This window comes from Vibrio sp. CJQ_6 (genome assembly GCF_043106745.1).
GTDB classification, from domain to species: Bacteria; Pseudomonadota; Gammaproteobacteria; order Enterobacterales; family Vibrionaceae; genus Vibrio; species Vibrio furnissii.
The window spans coordinates 470,643-486,831 of sequence record NZ_JBICMV010000021.1 but is presented as its reverse complement, the minus strand read 5'-3'; the positions used below and the strand labels follow the sequence as shown (position 1 = coordinate 486,831).

14 protein-coding genes, 1 pseudogene and 1 riboswitch are annotated in these 16,189 nt (G+C 50.2%); of the genes and pseudogenes, 10 read left to right on the top strand and 5 right to left on the bottom strand.

Going from position 1 to position 16,189, the window contains the following annotated elements; genetic code table 11:
* Positions 1-88 precede the first annotated feature (88 nt).
* The gene (locus tag ACF8PK_RS13020) at positions 89-937 is read right to left on the bottom strand and encodes an AraC family transcriptional regulator (RefSeq protein WP_004726979.1); all 849 of its coding nucleotides are present in this window, start codon (positions 935-937) and stop codon (positions 89-91) included.
* Between the two features lie 121 nt (positions 938-1,058).
* On the opposite strand from ACF8PK_RS13020, the gene ACF8PK_RS13015 reads away from it, so the two are divergent.
* From ACF8PK_RS13015 to ACF8PK_RS12975, 9 genes and pseudogenes are all read left to right on the top strand, one after another.
* The gene (locus ACF8PK_RS13015; protein ID WP_206980743.1) at positions 1,059-2,426 is read left to right on the top strand and encodes an MATE family efflux transporter; all 1,368 of its coding nucleotides are present in this window, start codon (positions 1,059-1,061) and stop codon (positions 2,424-2,426) included.
* Positions 2,427-2,577: 151 nt separating this feature from the next.
* Positions 2,578-2,685, top strand: a riboswitch (TPP riboswitch).
* A gap of 96 nt (positions 2,686-2,781) precedes the next feature.
* On the top strand, positions 2,782-3,642 hold the full coding sequence (thiD, locus tag ACF8PK_RS13010) for a bifunctional hydroxymethylpyrimidine kinase/phosphomethylpyrimidine kinase (RefSeq protein ID WP_392441690.1): 861 nt from the start codon (positions 2,782-2,784) through the stop codon (positions 3,640-3,642).
* Positions 3,643-3,700: 58 nt separating this feature from the next.
* Positions 3,701-4,462 (top strand): ABC transporter ATP-binding protein, encoded by a 762-nt coding sequence (locus tag ACF8PK_RS13005; RefSeq protein ID WP_392441688.1) that lies wholly within the window; start codon positions 3,701-3,703, stop codon positions 4,460-4,462.
* Between the two features lie 67 nt (positions 4,463-4,529).
* Positions 4,530-5,255: pseudogene (locus tag ACF8PK_RS13000) on the top strand (ABC transporter permease); the annotation flags it as partial.
* A 24-nt stretch (positions 5,256-5,279) separates the two neighbouring features.
* Positions 5,280-6,233 carry an ABC transporter substrate-binding protein gene (locus ACF8PK_RS12995; protein ID WP_392441686.1) on the top strand — a complete coding sequence of 318 codons (954 nt, stop codon included), beginning with the start codon at positions 5,280-5,282 and terminating at the stop codon, positions 6,231-6,233.
* Positions 6,234-6,248: 15 nt separating this feature from the next.
* Positions 6,249-6,941 carry a thiaminase II gene (gene tenA, locus ACF8PK_RS12990; protein WP_392441684.1) on the top strand — a complete coding sequence of 231 codons (693 nt, stop codon included), beginning with the start codon at positions 6,249-6,251 and terminating at the stop codon, positions 6,939-6,941.
* A complete protein-coding gene (gene thiM / locus ACF8PK_RS12985) occupies positions 6,931-7,725 on the top strand; it encodes a hydroxyethylthiazole kinase (RefSeq protein WP_392441682.1) in 795 nt (264 codons plus the stop codon). The genes tenA and thiM overlap by 11 nt, the downstream gene beginning before the upstream one ends.
* Positions 7,726-8,181: 456 nt before the next feature.
* Positions 8,182-9,921, top strand: coding sequence for an ABC transporter ATP-binding protein (locus tag ACF8PK_RS12980; protein ID WP_392441680.1), 1,740 nt, complete (start codon positions 8,182-8,184; stop codon positions 9,919-9,921).
* Entirely contained in the window at positions 9,918-11,714 is a 1,797-nt protein-coding gene (locus ACF8PK_RS12975) for an ABC transporter ATP-binding protein (protein ID WP_392441678.1), read from the top strand. The genes ACF8PK_RS12980 and ACF8PK_RS12975 overlap by 4 nt, the downstream gene beginning before the upstream one ends.
* Before the next feature lie 213 nt (positions 11,715-11,927).
* Here the strand turns inward: ACF8PK_RS12975 and ACF8PK_RS12970 are convergent, their stop codons facing one another.
* Complete coding sequence (locus ACF8PK_RS12970) at positions 11,928-12,176, bottom strand: DUF3297 family protein (RefSeq protein WP_004726992.1); 249 nt, start codon at positions 12,174-12,176, stop codon at positions 11,928-11,930.
* 189 nt (positions 12,177-12,365) lie between these two features.
* Between ACF8PK_RS12970 and ACF8PK_RS12965 the strand changes: the two genes are divergently transcribed.
* Complete coding sequence (locus ACF8PK_RS12965) at positions 12,366-13,886, top strand: EAL domain-containing protein (protein WP_392441675.1); 1,521 nt, start codon at positions 12,366-12,368, stop codon at positions 13,884-13,886.
* Positions 13,887-13,972: 86 nt separating this feature from the next.
* On the opposite strand, the gene mtgA is transcribed toward ACF8PK_RS12965, so the two are convergent.
* From mtgA to ACF8PK_RS12950, 3 genes are all read right to left on the bottom strand, one after another.
* Complete coding sequence (gene mtgA / locus ACF8PK_RS12960; RefSeq protein ID WP_392441673.1) at positions 13,973-14,638, bottom strand: monofunctional biosynthetic peptidoglycan transglycosylase; 666 nt, start codon at positions 14,636-14,638, stop codon at positions 13,973-13,975.
* 212 nt (positions 14,639-14,850) lie between these two features.
* Positions 14,851-15,354: a DinB family protein gene (locus tag ACF8PK_RS12955; protein WP_014257560.1), complete on the bottom strand. Its 504-nt coding sequence runs from the start codon at positions 15,352-15,354 to the stop codon at positions 14,851-14,853.
* A gap of 304 nt (positions 15,355-15,658) precedes the next feature.
* Complete coding sequence (locus ACF8PK_RS12950) at positions 15,659-16,042, bottom strand: DUF1090 domain-containing protein (protein ID WP_392441671.1); 384 nt, start codon at positions 16,040-16,042, stop codon at positions 15,659-15,661.
* Positions 16,043-16,189 lie beyond the last annotated feature (147 nt).

Below are 16,189 nucleotides of genomic sequence, written 5' to 3'. Positions count from 1 at the left end.
TGATCAAAGCCCACATATGTCCGCTTTGTTAAAGAAACAAGATTCTCACCTACTTATGAGAATCCAACAAAATCGAAACGTTACGAATTTAAGTTAATTTGCTTGGTAATAATGATGCTCTGTAGTGAGTAGGCGGCTTTCCAAAGTGCTTTTTAAACCGATGAGTGAAGTTATTAGGGTCTTTGTAACCTAATCGTAAAGCAATCATCGCTATCGACCAATCTTTGTGGCTCAGCAAATCCGTCGCTTTTTTCATGCGTAAAGTTAAAAGATAATCACGCGGCGACATACCAACAAGCTGCTTAACAACACGATTTAACTGTTCTTCACTCAGAAAAGTAAGTTCAGCGATTGTCGATACTTTCCAATCAAGATGCAGTTGCGATTCGACGCTATTCAACACACTAAGTACCCGCATATGAGTATCTGAAATATTCGCGGTAACACTAGACAATACTTTCGCCAACTCACTTAGCATCATGTTCCTAAAAGCAGAACGGCCGCCAATTTCTCTGTAAATTAACGAAGTAAGAGACCAAATAGATTCACAAGCATCAAAGTGAATAACCGGACGATTGATTCGTAACAAATTTGTCCAAGTGTCTGAACTATGTAAAAGGAGCCAAACCATTTTCCAAGACTTGCATGGGTAAGCAAGCTCAAAACAAAATGGCTTCTCACTCGGTAGTACTGTGATTGTATTGGGCAATATATCAAAAACACCTTCATCTGTAGAAAGTACTCCCGCGCCTTCTAATGTCACCAGCACAGTATGAATATCAGGCCGAGAGCGCTCGACTCGATAACCCTCTTTAAGATGAGCAAGACCAGCCATGAAAATATCATACTGCTTCATCTCTGCGATATCGGACGCAACAAGGAAGCGCTCTTCACATTCGGCAGCAAGATAAACTTCATCATTCCAAATTTTACACATTGCTTAACCTCTCACATGACGGATTCGAACAGATTTTCACCTGAACACAACATTCTCAATCGTTATTCGTTCGCTTAAAGTTCGCACATCCAAATTCATTCAACGATGAGACGTAGCCTACATGTTTCAAATCGATAATAAAGACAAAAATTTGCTTTCTCAAACGGTCAGAATCGGTCTGCCCGTTGCAATACAAAGTGCTTTAGTCGCAATACTGTCTTTAGCTGACGTATTGATGGTGAGTAACTTTGGGACAGAAGCGACCGCGGCGGTCGGTCTTGCGTCTAAATGGCACTTTGTCGCTATCATGCTTATGGCGGGGCTATCGACTGCAAGTGGCATTTTAATTGCACAATTTTGGGGGAAGAACGACCCAACATCAGCCAAAACGGTCACCATAATTGCTATCAAAGCCGGAACGATTCTTTTGACCCCCATCAGTGTCATATTTGTTGTGTTTTCGGATCATATACTTCATATCCAAACCAATGACATGAATGTCGTCCGACTCGGTTCTGAATATCTGTGGTACGCATCCCCCGTATTACTTCTGACCCATTTAGTTATCGTATTCGAATCAACCATGCGCTCTACGAATGACGCTTTTACACCCTTACTTATCGCAGTAATGACGATCGCCATCAACATCATACTGAATTACGGTCTGATATCTGGAAATCTTGGTATGCCAGCATTAGGTGTTGCTGGAGCCGCCTTAGCGACCACAATATCAAGGATTGTCCAGCTTGCCGTTTTTTTGAGTTACTTTCATATCAAACGACATTGGCTACAGTCAGTCTCTCAACTTAGAGATAGCGCCACGCTTAGAATCACTTATAGAAGACTAGCCATTCCAGCTGTTGCAAACTCATTGTTGTGGGCCATGGGAACAATGGTCTATCAGACGATTTTTGGCCACATGGGAACATTGGAACTTGCGGTATACAGCACATTAGGCCCATTTGAATCGCTGTGTTATTCGTTGTTCTTTGGGCTTTCTGTCGCTTGTTCTGTCATGATTGGACAACGTTTAGGCGGGAAAAATTATGACGATGCATTCAAGACATCCGTGATGTTTACTAAGGTCTTTGGCTTACTCGGTATTATTTCATCTGCTGTTTTGCTTTTACTACAACCTTTGCTTTTACGCTTATTGGCAATGGACTCAGAACAATTTTTGCCAATCTCAAAACCCGCAATAACAATACTAAGTATCGCTGTCAGTCTGAAAATGATTAACATGATTATGATCAATGGCATTTTAAGATCAGGAGGCGACAATGCATTCTGTTTACGCACCGATTTCGTGGCAATGTGGCTGTGTGGTATACCCATTACAGCTGTCGGCGCATTTTTCATGCAGATGGATTTCCAATACGTCTACGCACTCATGCTCGTTGAAGAATTCATTAAGTTGTTTATGTGTTGGCGACGCTATCGAACAAAAGTCTGGCTTCGAGATTTGACTGATGAAATCGTTCTAAGTTAGAAAAAAAGTTCATCCTGCCGCTAAAACGGTTATTGCTCTATCACAATTCATGTTTAATGGCACCGAGTCTATTCACATGGATCCATCATTCACCTTAAACACGAACACTGAAAAAACGTATCCCTTGGTGATGTGTCCTGCTATCATCCAAGCGAAATAGTCGGGGGGCCACGCTGAACGCGTTGGCTGAGATCGAAATTCGAGACCCGTTGAACCTGATTCAGTTAGCACTGACGTAGGGAACTATCAGCATTTGCCTTCGCCGAACTTCCTTTGGCGAGCAGCGGCTAATCGGGTAATCGATCGGCGAGCGCGGTAAAAGTCAGTTCCTATACGTCTGGTTATAGGAGCGACCATGACGCAGCATTCACAGCCTTATTCACACCAAACGCCATCCACAACAACACCGCCAGTCGTGTTGACGATCGCAGGCTCAGACAGCGGCGGTGGCGCGGGCATTCAGGCCGACATCAAAGCCATGTCGGCAACAGGCAGTTTTGCCTGCTCTGTCATTACCGCCATTACCTCGCAAAACACCCAAGGCGTCTCCGCCATTTTCCCAATTCCACTCGATCATGTGGAAAGCCAACTCGATGCCGTGTTTACCGACCTCAATATCGTGGCCGTTAAAATCGGCATGCTGGCCGATGCCAATATCATCAACGTGGTCGCGAACAAAATTAAACAATACCAACCCAAACACCTGGTGATAGACCCCGTGATGGTCGCCACCAGCGGTGATTTATTGCTCGAACACGCCGCAATCAGCACGTTAAAAGAAGCCCTCATTCCGCTTGCGGACATCATCACGCCCAATCTTCCGGAAGGTGCCGCCTTAACGGGAAAACCGGTTCCCAACTCTGAAGCTGAAATGAATGCGATGATTGACGATCTTCGTGCGCTTGGCGCCAAAGCGATATTGCTCAAAGGCGGTCATTTGGAAAACGATGAAAGCAGCAATGACCTGCTGATCACGCCAGATGCTGTGGAACTGATTCGTGCAACACGTTTCCCAACGCAAAACACGCACGGAACAGGCTGCACGCTTTCTTCTGCGATCGCCTCTTACCTTGGCCAAGGCAACAACCTCCACAAAGCCGTGCATTTGGCGAAACAGTATATCTCTCAAGCCATCGCCCATGCCGATGAACTAGACGTCGGTCAAGGTCGCGGCCCGGTTCACCACTTCTTTGCGGGTCACGCGAATGTTCGTTAATACGACGACGTCTGTGAATACGATGAAGTCCATGAATACAGTGAAGTCCATGAATGCAATGAGATCCGAGAATCGCATTGGCATTCAGTTTACCAACGCCCGTCTACAATACAACGACAGCGCCACACCCACACTTGCAGGCGTCAATATGACCCTTCCTGCCGGGCAGTGGACCGTCTTATTGGGGCGAAGTGGCTGCGGGAAAACCACCCTGTTGCGTTACCTCGCCGGTCTGCTCGATGAGCAGGTGATGTGGCAAGGCGAACTAACGACCACGGACGGCATTGCGCTGCACAACCGCATCGCTTACATGGCGCAGCAAGATTTGTTGTTGCCGTGGCTCAACGTGTTCGACAACGTCTGCCTGAGTTCCCGCTTTTCTCACGCTCGCTCAAATCAAGTTGTTGAGCAACAGCGAGCGATGCAATTGCTCGAACAGGTTGGATTAGCTGACTACGCCGATGCCAAACCCGCCCAGCTTTCCGGCGGAATGCGTCAACGCGTAGCTCTGGCGCGCACACTGATGCAGGACAAACCATTCGTTTTGATGGATGAACCCTTTTCCGCGCTCGATGCGGTGACCCGCCATAAGCTGCAAACCTTATCGGCCACACTGCTCCAAGGGAAAACCGTCGTCCTGATTACCCACGATCCGCAAGAGGCCGTTCGTCTCGCCAACCAGTTGTATGTGCTGCAAGGCACACCCGCACACGCGCAACATCTGCAAACGCCAGATTCGTTGCCTCCGCGCGTGCTGGATGGTGAATGTGCCACCTTGCAACAAGCGATTTTGGATCAACTGGAGAGCGATTATGCGTGAGATGACTCAATACAACACCGTCTCGACCCGCATTCGTAAGAAAGAACGAGTCACCCATCCGATGCTACGTGTGGCGATCAGCACGGCGGTCATCTTGGGCTTGTGGCAACTGATTGTCGTGGCGTTCCAGATGCCAAGCTTCATTTTGCCAGCCCCCATGGATGTGCTGCATCGATTGGTTTCACGCTACGACGTGTTGCTTGCGCACACTTGGATCACCGCGCAGGAAATCCTGCTGGGTCTTGGGCTTGGCTTGTCGATGGGGCTGCTGTTTGCACTGCAAATGTTGCTGTTCGAACCGCTCAAACGTTGGTTACTTCCCTTGCTTATCGCCAGCCAAGCGATTCCGGTGTTTGCTATCGCGCCAGTGCTGATGCTTTGGCTTGGGTACGGCATCGCATCAAAAGTGATGATGGCCGCAATCATCATCTTCTTTCCGGTGACGACGTGCTGTTACGACGGTTTACGCAATACCCCAACCGGCTATTTGGATTTAGCCAAAACCATGGGGGCGTCGAAGTGGCAACTGCTGCGCCACATTCAATTGCCTGCGGCGCTGCCAACCTTGGCCTCGGGTATTCGTGTCGCGGTGGTGATCGCGCCGATTGGCGCAGTCGTCGGCGAGTGGGTCGGCTCAAGCGAAGGTTTGGGGTATCTGATGCTGCAAGCCAACGCGCGCATGATCATCGACGAGATGTTTGCAGCGCTGTTTATCCTCGCCGCGTTGTCCATCGCACTCTACTTCATCACAGACAAATTATTAAAAACAGCCATCCCCTGGGAAAACAAATAGGCATAACTTCAAAGGAATAACGCCATGAATAAAAACAAACTGATGAGCGCAGCCGCGCTGCTTGCTGCCATGATCTCAACGAACGTGATGGCCGCCGAAAAAGAGCTGACGCTGATGTTAGATTGGTTCGTCAACCCGAACCACGGCCCCATCGTCATTGCTAAAGAGCGTGGCTACTTCAAAGCGCAGGGGCTGAACGTCAATATTCAAGAGCCGGCCGATCCAAGCACGCCACCGAAACTGGTCGCGGCAGGCAAAGTGGATATGGCAATTTCATACCAGCCCAGCCTGACCATGGATGTCGCAGCCGGGCTGCCGCTGATTCGCTCAGCAACACTCATCGCAACCCCACTCAATACCATGATGGTGCTGGACAACGGCAAAAACGATCGCCTTGCGGATCTCAAAGGCAAGAAGATCGGGATTTCGATTGAGGGAAATGAAGAAGCAACCATCGGCACCATGCTGGCGCAAGAGAACGTGAAGTTGTCTGACGTTCAGATCATCAACGTCGGTTGGGCCCTCTCTTCCGCGCTTGCATCGGGTAAAGTGGACGCCATTTGGGGCGGGCTACGTAACTTCGAAACCAACCAACTTGCCTTGGAAGGTTACCAAGCCAAAGCCTTCTTCCCAGAAGAGCACGGCGTGCCGACCTATGATGAATTAGTTTTCGTTGCGAATGCAAAAACGTACGACAAAGCGGCCATCAAAGCTTTTAACACCGCGATTGAACAAGCGGTTACGTACATCGTTAACCATCCACAAGCCGCTTGGAAAGAGTTCGTCGCCTACGCACCTGACACGCTAAACAACGAACTGAACCAACGCGCTTGGAATGACACACTCACCCGTTTTGCGCTTCGCCCGTCAGCAGTTGATCTGAAACGTTACGACGATTATGCCGAATTCATGTACGCACAGCACATCATCGACACGCTTCCTAAAGCGAAAGATTACGTCCCGAACTTTGATGAATAACGAGGCAACCCAGCAATGACATACCAAGATTTGATCAACGCCTGCCGCGAGGATTGGCAGGCCTACACGGAGCATGCTTTCGTGCAGCAATTAGGCAGCGGCACGCTGGCTCAGCCTTGTTTTTTGCATTACCTAAAACAGGACTTTTTATTTCTAAAACAATACGCTCGCGCCTACGCATTAGCGATTTACAAAGCGCGCACCTTGTCTGACATGCGCCGCGCACTGCCAAGTGTTCACGCGCTGTTGGACTCAGAAATCGCACATCACGTCACATACTGTGGTCAATGGGGATTGACGGAATCCGATCTGGAAAATGAAGCGGAAGATTTTGGCACCGTGGCCTACACACGTTATGTTTTGGATGCAGGAATGACCGGAGATTTGGTTGACCTCTACGCCGCATTAGCGCCCTGCTCTATCGGCTATGCCGTGATTGGTAAAATGCTGATGGACGATCAAAATACGCTTATTGACGGCAACCCGTACGCCAGTTGGATCACCCTTTATGGTGGTGAAGAGTTCCAGTCTGGCGTTGCCCAAGGTGCCGCGCACTTTAATGAGCTCTTGGCTGAAATCGACATCAACAGCCAGCGCGGCCAGAACCTCATTCAGGTCTTCAAAACCGCGACGCGAATGGAAGTGGCATTCTGGCAACAAGGCTTGAACGCTCAGCACTCGTCATCGGAGAATCCACATGCTTACTGAACAAATCACGCAAGCCTTGAGCGCAGTGCGCCAACACAAACCCTTAGTCGTGAACATTACCAACTACGTGGTGATGAACAACACGGCGAACGCGCTGCTCGCGATCGGCGCATCTCCCATCATGGCGCACTCCCAGCAGGAGATGGCAGAAATGATGTCATTTGCGGGTGCGCTGGTGATCAACATTGGCACGCTCGATAGCGTTTGGACACCCCGCATGCTGTTTGCCGTCGAACAAGCGAATCTCAACGGGAAAGTCGTCGTCCTTGATCCCGTCGGTTGTGGAGCAAGTACATTGCGCACCGACACCTCCCGCCAAATCGCACGCTTGGCAGAGAAGCTCATCATTCGAGGGAATGCATCAGAGATCATTGCGCTGGCGGGTGAACAAGCGACAAGTAAAGGGGTCGATGCTTTAGACAGCAGCGATGCTGCCTTGGGCGCAGCGCAGTGCCTCGTGGCGGCGTATGGCGCCAACGTGGTGATTTCTGGCGAGACCGATTACATCGTGACTAAATCGCAGACCATCACCCTCAGCAATGGCCATGCGATGATGCCCTACGTCACGGGCATGGGATGTACACTGTCCGCACTTACGGGGGCGTTTGCCGCCATCGGCGACGAAACCGGTTTGGCAGCAGCGGCTGTGCTTGGTGTCGCGGGTGAAATCGCCGCAGAACAAGCACGCGGGCCAGGCAGCTTGCAATTCATCTTGTTAGATACCTTGTATCAGCTTGATGAGCACACCTTAGCGAATCGACTCAACATTCAACGTCTTTCTTAATGAAACGATGGGCGATGAAACAATGAAGCGATAAAACGATGAATTGATGAATTGATGAATTGATAAAATAAGTACTGCATCATCTTGAGGAAGGGCGCTCCATCGCCCTTCCCTTTATCATTCCCTTTTTATATGACCAGCCTCTTGAATACTTGCGACCGGTGAACTACCAGCGGCTCCGCAAAATCGTATTCATATCTCCTTATTTTTTGCCTATTCGTCCAATCCGGCGCTTGACCGGGGTGTGCGTATTTATCCAACGCGCCGCTTGCGTTATGATTGGCGAAAACAAAAGCAATTAAACAAATACGGACACTGCGCCGAGCCTTTCACGCTTTCATTCCCTCGTTCCAACCTGACGTTTTAACGCGGTTCAATAAAAGTGCCCCTGCGCTGGTGACGCCTCGCTGCGTGACTGAGAACGGCCGTATCATTGTCTCGTCTGGACTGTCACTCATGCAATTATTTCAACACCTGAAGTGGTTTTTCCGCCAGCATCGCTGGACCTATGCGTTGGCGCTCTCGATGCTTTTTGCCGTCGCGATGCTCAACATGGCGGTGCCGTGGTTTATCGGTCACGCGATTGATAAGCTCTTGGAAACCCGCGATTTTTCTCAAGCAGAATATTACCTGTTTGCCCTTGTTGGCGTCAGTATTCTGGTTTATCTGTTGCGCTACGGCTGGCGTCGCGTGCTGTTTGGTACGTCTTACCAACTCGGCAATATTCTGCGCGAGCGCTTTTATCATCGCTTACTGCGACAAGGCCAAGCATTCTATAACCTGCACTCCACGGGCGACTTAATGGCGCGCGCCACCAACGATATTGATGCGGTGGAAATGGCGGCCGGTGAAGGGATTTTGTCCGGTTTTGATGGCCTGATGACCTTCATGTTGGTGTTGGTGATGATGTTTGTATTTATCGACTGGCAACTGGCCGTGCTGGCGATTCTACCTTTCCCGTTTATGGGATATGGCTTCTACAAGCTCTCGAACCGCATTCACTACCAATTCAAAGACACACTCGATACCTTTTCGACTCTCAACGAACAAGCGCAGCAATCGATGGCTGGCATTCGCATGATTAAATCCATGGGTCGCGAAACCATCGAAGCCAACAAATTTGAACACATTGCCGAACAAGCCGCGCAAACCACGTACAAAGTGCAGCGCTCAGAGGCGCTGTTCGACCCAATCATTCAGCTCAGCTTAGGTGCCGCCTTATTGATTGCGCTGCTGGTCGGTGGCTGGCAGATCAGCAACGGCGTCCTCACGGTTGGGCAACTGACCAGTTTCACGCTCTATCTTTCTGAGCTGATTTGGCCGATGTACGCGTTCGGCTGGTTGATGAACATTCTGCAACGCGGGAATGCGGCCATTGGCCGTTTGGAAGCGCTTTTGAACCTGCCCGATTCCATTGACGATCGCGGCACCACTCAGCCCAGCGGCTATGCGCTTGAGATCGACCAACTACGCTTTCAGTACCCAGATACCCAACACCCCTCGCTCAAGGATATTTCCGTCCGGGTCGATGAGAATCATGTGCTGGGCATCGCCGGTGCCACTGGCGCAGGGAAATCGACCTTGTTGCATTTGCTGATGCGTTATTGGGAAGCCGAGCAAGGCGCGATCCACGTGGGCGGCGTGCCGATTCAATCCATTCCACTCAGCGAGTTGCGCAGTTTGTATGCGTACGTGCCGCAGGATGCATTTTTGTTCAGCATGAACATCATGGAAAACATTCGAATCGGGCGCAGCAACGCCACGGATGACGAGGTATACCAAGCCGCTCAACTGGCCGCGATTCACGACGATATTGAACAGTTCCCTGACGGCTATCAAACGCTGGTTGGCGAACGCGGCGTGACGCTTTCCGGCGGTCAGCGCCAGCGTATTTCGATTGCGCGCGCTTTGATCAGCCAAGCGCCGATTCTGGTGCTGGACGATGCGCTGTCGGCAGTCGACATCAAAACTGAGAAAGTGATCATCGAACACTTACAGCAACGACGCGAGCAAACCCTCATCGTGGTGAGTCATCGCTTATCTGCGATTGAACGTGCCGACAACATTGTGGTGTTGGCACATGGCGAAGTGATTGAAAAAGGCACGCACCGCGAGCTGATTCGTCAAGATGGTTGGTACGCACGCATGGCCGCTTATCAACAAATGGAGCAAGCTTTGGAGAACGAATTACAATGAGTACCCAACCGACACAAGCCAAAAGCTCCGGCTCACTGAAATTGTTGATGAGCTATGTGTTTGCTGAAAAAGCCCTGTTCATCAAAACCTTGCTGTTGGTGGTCTTGGCCACCGCGTTTGACGTGCTTGGGCCAATGCTAAGCAAAGTGTTCATTGATGAATTCGTCATGCAGGATCATTACCCGCTGTGGCCTGTGGTGGGCGTGATCAGCCTGTTCGTTTTTTCGGTGCTGATGGGGACCTACCTCAAATACAAGCAGACGCTGCGTTTTCTGGATATTGCATTAAATGCCGTGCTCGATATTCGTAAGCGATTGTTTAAACACGTGTTAACGCTGCCGGTGTCTTTCTTTGATTACGCACGTACCGGGCAATTGGTGAGCCGACTGACCAACGACACCGAATCGATCAAAGACATCTACGTGCAGTTTTTGTCGAACATTCTCGCCAACTTGATCATGCTGATCGGGATTTTAACCGCCATGGCCATTTTGGACATTCAGCTGATGCTGGTCGCGTTGCTGCTGATCCCGGCGGTGGTGATCCTGATTTATCTTTACCAGAAATTCAGTGTCAAAGCGGTCACCGAAAGCCGTCAACTACGCTCAGACATTAACTCAACCATGAATGAGTCGATCTCTGGCATGACGGTGATTCAAGCCACTAATCAGCAACACGCCAAGCTCGAACAATTTCAAGCCATCAACCAGGGCTACTACACCACGCGACTAAAATCAGTCACCGTTGGCTCTTTATTACTGCGTCCGGCGATCAACTTGTTGAGCATTTTGGTGCTCGGCGGTGTGGTGTGGTTCTTTGGTTTGAAAGTGGTGCAAGGCGTGGCCGAAATCGGCGTGCTGTACGCGTATCTGAACTATTTGGGGCGCTTTACCGAGCCCTTGGTTGAGATCACGCAGCGCTTTAGTCTCTACCAGCAAGCCATTGTGGCGGGCGATCGCGTACATGAATTGCTGCAAGAGCCAGCGGCCAATGAAGGCACTGCGCGCTGGCATGAGATTTCGCGCGGCGACCTGAGCATTGAGCAACTGACGTTCAGTTATCAAAAAGACAAACCCGTTCTGCACAACATCGATGTCTCCGTCGATGCGGGGCACTTCTACGCCATCGTCGGCCATACCGGCAGCGGTAAATCGACGCTCCTTAACTTGCTGCTCAATTTCTATCAACCTCAATCCGGCAACATTTACATTGATGGCCATCCATTGAATGAGTATGACCCGCACACGCTGCGCCAAGGCATTGGCTTTATTCCACAAGAGCCGTTTGTGTTGGCCACCACCGTGTTCGACAACATCGACATGGGGCGAAATTTGACTCAAGAAGCGGTGGAACGCGCCGCCAAACAGGCGCACCTGCATGACGTGATTTGCGCGATGAACGACGGGTATCAAACCGAGCTCGGCGAAGGCGGATTGCGCCTCTCGACCGGTCAGCGCCAGCAGTTGATCATCGCCCGCGCGTTAGCCGGATCCCCAAAAATACTGCTACTGGATGAAGCGACCGCTAACATCGACAGTGAAACCGAACACGTGGTGCAACGTGCGTTGAATGAACTGCGCGGCAAAGTGACGTTGATTGTGGTTGCGCACCGCTTGTCGACCATTCATCACGCCGACAAAATTCTGGTATTGGATAAAGGGCAGTTGATCGAACAAGGCAATCACCAACAGTTGATGACTCTCCAGTACGGACGTTACCGCGCGATGTATGAGCTGCAACAACAAGAGCAGATGGTGGCGCAAGCCGAGCAAAGCCGATATGTTTCCGCCTAGCGCTCTGTTTGATGCTCAAGCTGCGTTCAGCGCAGCAAGTAGGGGAATACCACGATGTATAGAAGAAAACTTTTGTTAGTAGATAACTTCCGTGCCTAGAAAATCGTTTCGCGCATAAAAAAGGCCGCAGAGTGTGCACTCCGCGGCCATTTCTTTATTCAGTGCCAACATCAAGCTGGCGGGGCTTCGCCGCCCCATGGGCAGCGACAACCATTATTTGTAGTACGCTTCGACCGTGCCTTTCAGCGTCATCAGCAGCGGTTGACCACGACGGTCAAGTGCTTTTGGCGCAGCAACTTTTACCCAGCCTTCGCTGATGCAGTATTCTTCAACATCAGTACGCTCTTTGCCGTTGAAGCGAATGCCGATTTGGTGCTCGAAGCATTCCGCAACAAAATGTGGGCTGCGAGGATTACCGGCGAGGCGATCGGGTAGTGCTGGTTTTGCAGTCGTGTCGTTCATAGTATTGACCCAGTGTCATGAAAAAGTGCGCCATTTTAGACAAAGCGCTGCGCAGGCTCAAGCAAACAATCTCGCTTTGTGCGCGCGAATGCGCTTTATCTGACACAAATAATAGTACGGAATGATTGTATCCGACGTCATCTCTGAGCATACTGATGATTCTGTTTCGTTTGGATGACATAGGCAATCATGGCAAATCAGGCACTAACAAGGCTGGCCATATTCCTCGCCGCTTTTATCATCACTTTAGGTCTTATCGAAGTGACGGCTTACTCTGTTCAGAAAGATGAACAAATCCGCTTCGCCCACGAAGTATTGCGCGAAGCCGAAGACGCCTCCGAACAGATCACCGATGCGCTCACCGTCACTAATACCATCGCTGAACCCAGTTGTGATACCGCCACCATGACGGTGATTCGCCAGTTGGTTCACGAAAATTCTGAAATCTACGACATCGGCTTCATGAACGACGAGTCCGTGCTGTGTACTGCGAACTGGGGGCAATTTCCCCCCGTCGATATCGGCCACAAATTCCAAACCGCATTCAAAGGCTATCGTTTTTACAAGCAAGTCGAACATCTGTTTCCCGTCGACGACAAGTATGATCTAACTCGCTTGAACCACTTCGTCACCTTAACGATTCCCGATCAGTATCAACACTTGATGCAGCGCATGCCCAAGTTTCGTTTCAGCGTTGAATCGGCCACACATGAACACATTTTCACTCAGTACACGCCCGTCTCTCACTACGGAAACGACTTCCCTGCACTTCGCATTGACACCGAAACCTGCAGTGACAAATTCAATTATTGTGTCCATACCGCCAATACCAAAGCAGGATTAGCGAATTACTCGCTCGATATGCTGCTGATTTGTATCGCGCTCGCGCTGCTGTTCAGTTTGCTGCTCGCCTACTTTTTCTGGACATTCATGGGCCGTCGCCACTCCATGGAGCAGCGCTTTCGAGAAGCATTGTCGCAGAAAAAATTGTACATAGAGTACCAGCCGATTGTGGTGGCGCGCGATCAGCGCATTAAGGCCGTCGAAAGTTTGGTGCGTTGGGAAGACAGCCAATATGGCCGCGTGTCGCCAGAACTCTTTATCGGCATTGCTGAAAAATTGTCGCTGTACCCACAATTGGCCTACTTCATCGTTGAGCGCTCCATCAGTGAAATGGCGCCCATCATGCGAGAACATCCCGATTTAGCGCTCGGCATCAACATCACTGCGTTCGAACTTCAAGACCCGCACTTTCTGCCGTATCTTGACAAACTGACCACCGAATATGGAATTCCAAACGCCAAGATTAAGATAGAAATTACCGAACGAATCGACCTTCCGCTGCTCGAATTGGCCGACTTCTCGCGAGATGCAAAAGCGATGGGATTCGTGGTGGTGCTGGATGATTTTGGCACCGGCGTGGCGAACTTGGTGTGGTTGACGGAAATGGACTTCGACTACATCAAAGTTGACCGTGTGTTTGTGAATGCGCTCAACTACGACATCAAGCGCAACATCGTGCGCCCGGTGATGGAACTCCTCACCAACCTCAACAAACAAGTCATTTTCGAAGGGGTTGAAACGGAACATGAGTTCAACATCATCAAAGACAACTACCCCGACGCCTCAATTCAAGGGTGGTACTTCTATAAGTCACTGCCGTCTGGTGAACTTCGTGACGTGCTCAACGCGCGTAAACCTCGCAGCTAGCCACGCATCGTGAGCGCAAAAGAGCGATCACGATCAGCGCAAGGTGATGAAGAATGAGCTGCGCCCATCAAGGACGAATGAATCAGCTATAAAGCGACGGCGCCAAGGTTTTGCATTTGACGCAATACCCAGTTCACACGCTGCTGCACATATTGCGTCATCGGGTACGGTTGAATTCGGTACGGATTGGGTAAAACCACGGCCAGTTGCGCCGCTTGGTAACGCGTTAAATGCGCCGCCGACACACCAAAGTAGTGTTCACTGGCTGCTTGAATGCCATAAATGCCCGGTCCGAATTCCACCACATTGAGGTACATCTCCATGATGCGCGCTTTACCCCAAATCAGTTCCAATAACAGCGAAATGTACAGCTCATAGGCTTTGCGCACATAGGTGTGGCTTGGGAACAAAAACACATTTTTCGCAGTTTGTTGCGTGATGGTACTCGCCCCGCGATCGGGGCCGCTCTCACCTCGATTTTTGATTACCGACGCTAACGCATGGGTGTCGATGCCCCAATGCTGAGGAAAACGTTGATCTTCAGACGCCATCACCGCCAAAGGCAACAGTGGCGATGCTGAGGCCAAGGGAATCCATTGATGTTGTGTGTGTGACGGATAGCCTTGCGGTGGAAACAGCATGCGCGACACCTGCCAGCCCCAAAAGGGCGGGTTCACGAATTTCAGCACCATCACCAGCACCACCGGCACGCCCAATGTTAGGACGATGGCGGTCATCAACAGTCGTTTCATCCGACGTCGAATTCTTCGAATCAACACATTCACCTTTTGCTTTTTCCTCACCGTTCACCGACGTTGAAGCACAACTCAAAAGCCCTCAGTTAACGCCATCTCGCGCAATCAGTTGTCCGTTGTATGTAAAAGTGATGACAAATTTACCAACTCAATAACAGCAAGACACATTGCAATCAACCGAGCAAACACAAGCAAACATCGCTGCAGCGTTAACGCGCAGCGCCTGAACGTCGCTGTGGCTCCGCTTGATGCAAGTACCGCGTGAACGTATCGCGTGGGCGCTCAAGCCCGTTTTCGGCCAGCACCCGCGATGCCATACCACGATGATTGCTGCCATGAGTCAACAAATGCAACAAGATCTCTTCCACACTCAATTGGCCAGAATCGCCATCCACAAAGGTAAAGGTCACGACACGTTGCAACGCTTCTGCACTCGCGGTTTGCGCAAACGTCTCCAACCATGAATCGTGGACGTCCATGGTTTGGCGCAGTTCGGCAATGGTCGGGGTTTCGGGGGTGTTGTCGGCGCGGTGTTGCTCCGGCTTGCCCTGAATGCGGCTGATGAACAAGCTATCCACCACCGTTGTATGATTTAAAATACGCACAAAAAACGTTGCGTCGTGCTCAGGCAATTGAGAAAACTGCTGCTCCCCCAACGCCAACAACTCACGATTCGCCCACTTCTTATATTGAAACGCTTTGCCAAACTGCATCATTTTTCCTTATCGATTGTCTTTTCCATCGCCCTCACGGCTTCATTGATTGGGCGGAATGCTCACAGCCAATCAACCGACAAACACGTTACTCGGATTCCTCACGGACGTCGATAGGGAATAAACCCCGAAGCCGTCATTGTTCAGATGGAGTTGAGTCGAGAAGTGTAACAAAGCGGGTTTGCAAAGCGAGGTGTCGCGGGATGAGCCATAAGCATGGCTGAAACACAGATGGGGGTGAAGTGTAGCATCAGCGGAAAAGCGCAACGCGCCCTTCCGCGAACGAAATGACCTGCGTACGAGTTTACTTGAGCAGTTCAGCTTTCGCTTCTTCAAGCTCGGCTTTGGCTTCTTCTAGTTTTCGCATTCTTTTCTTGATCTTATCTTGCTTGCCGGATGCTTGAGCATCTTTCAGATCTTGAATTCGCTCTTCAACTTCACGTTCTTGCTTTCGCACCTTCGCTTGTCGATTGCGGAGCAATCCTTCGTCGGTACAGTGTTGACGAACTTGGCTGAGCGCTTCTTCCAATCCTTCCAATTTACGTTGATTATCGTACTTTTTGGCTGACTCAATTTGCTCCAAAATGGCGTGTTCTTTAGCAGCGCACCCTTTTAAAGCTTCATCAGCCAATGCATGCGACAGTGGCAATAACGCCAGCAAACCAACACAAAGCGACTTTTTAATCATACAACCACCTTTTATTTATGAAGGAGTGAGTATGCCATAGGCACGAGAGTTGAAAGTCCACACTTTGCAAAACTTCCCTTACAAATTGCTCACACAAGGCTTCATATGGCTGGTATTTCTATCGGCCATGTCACCAACAAACGGGCA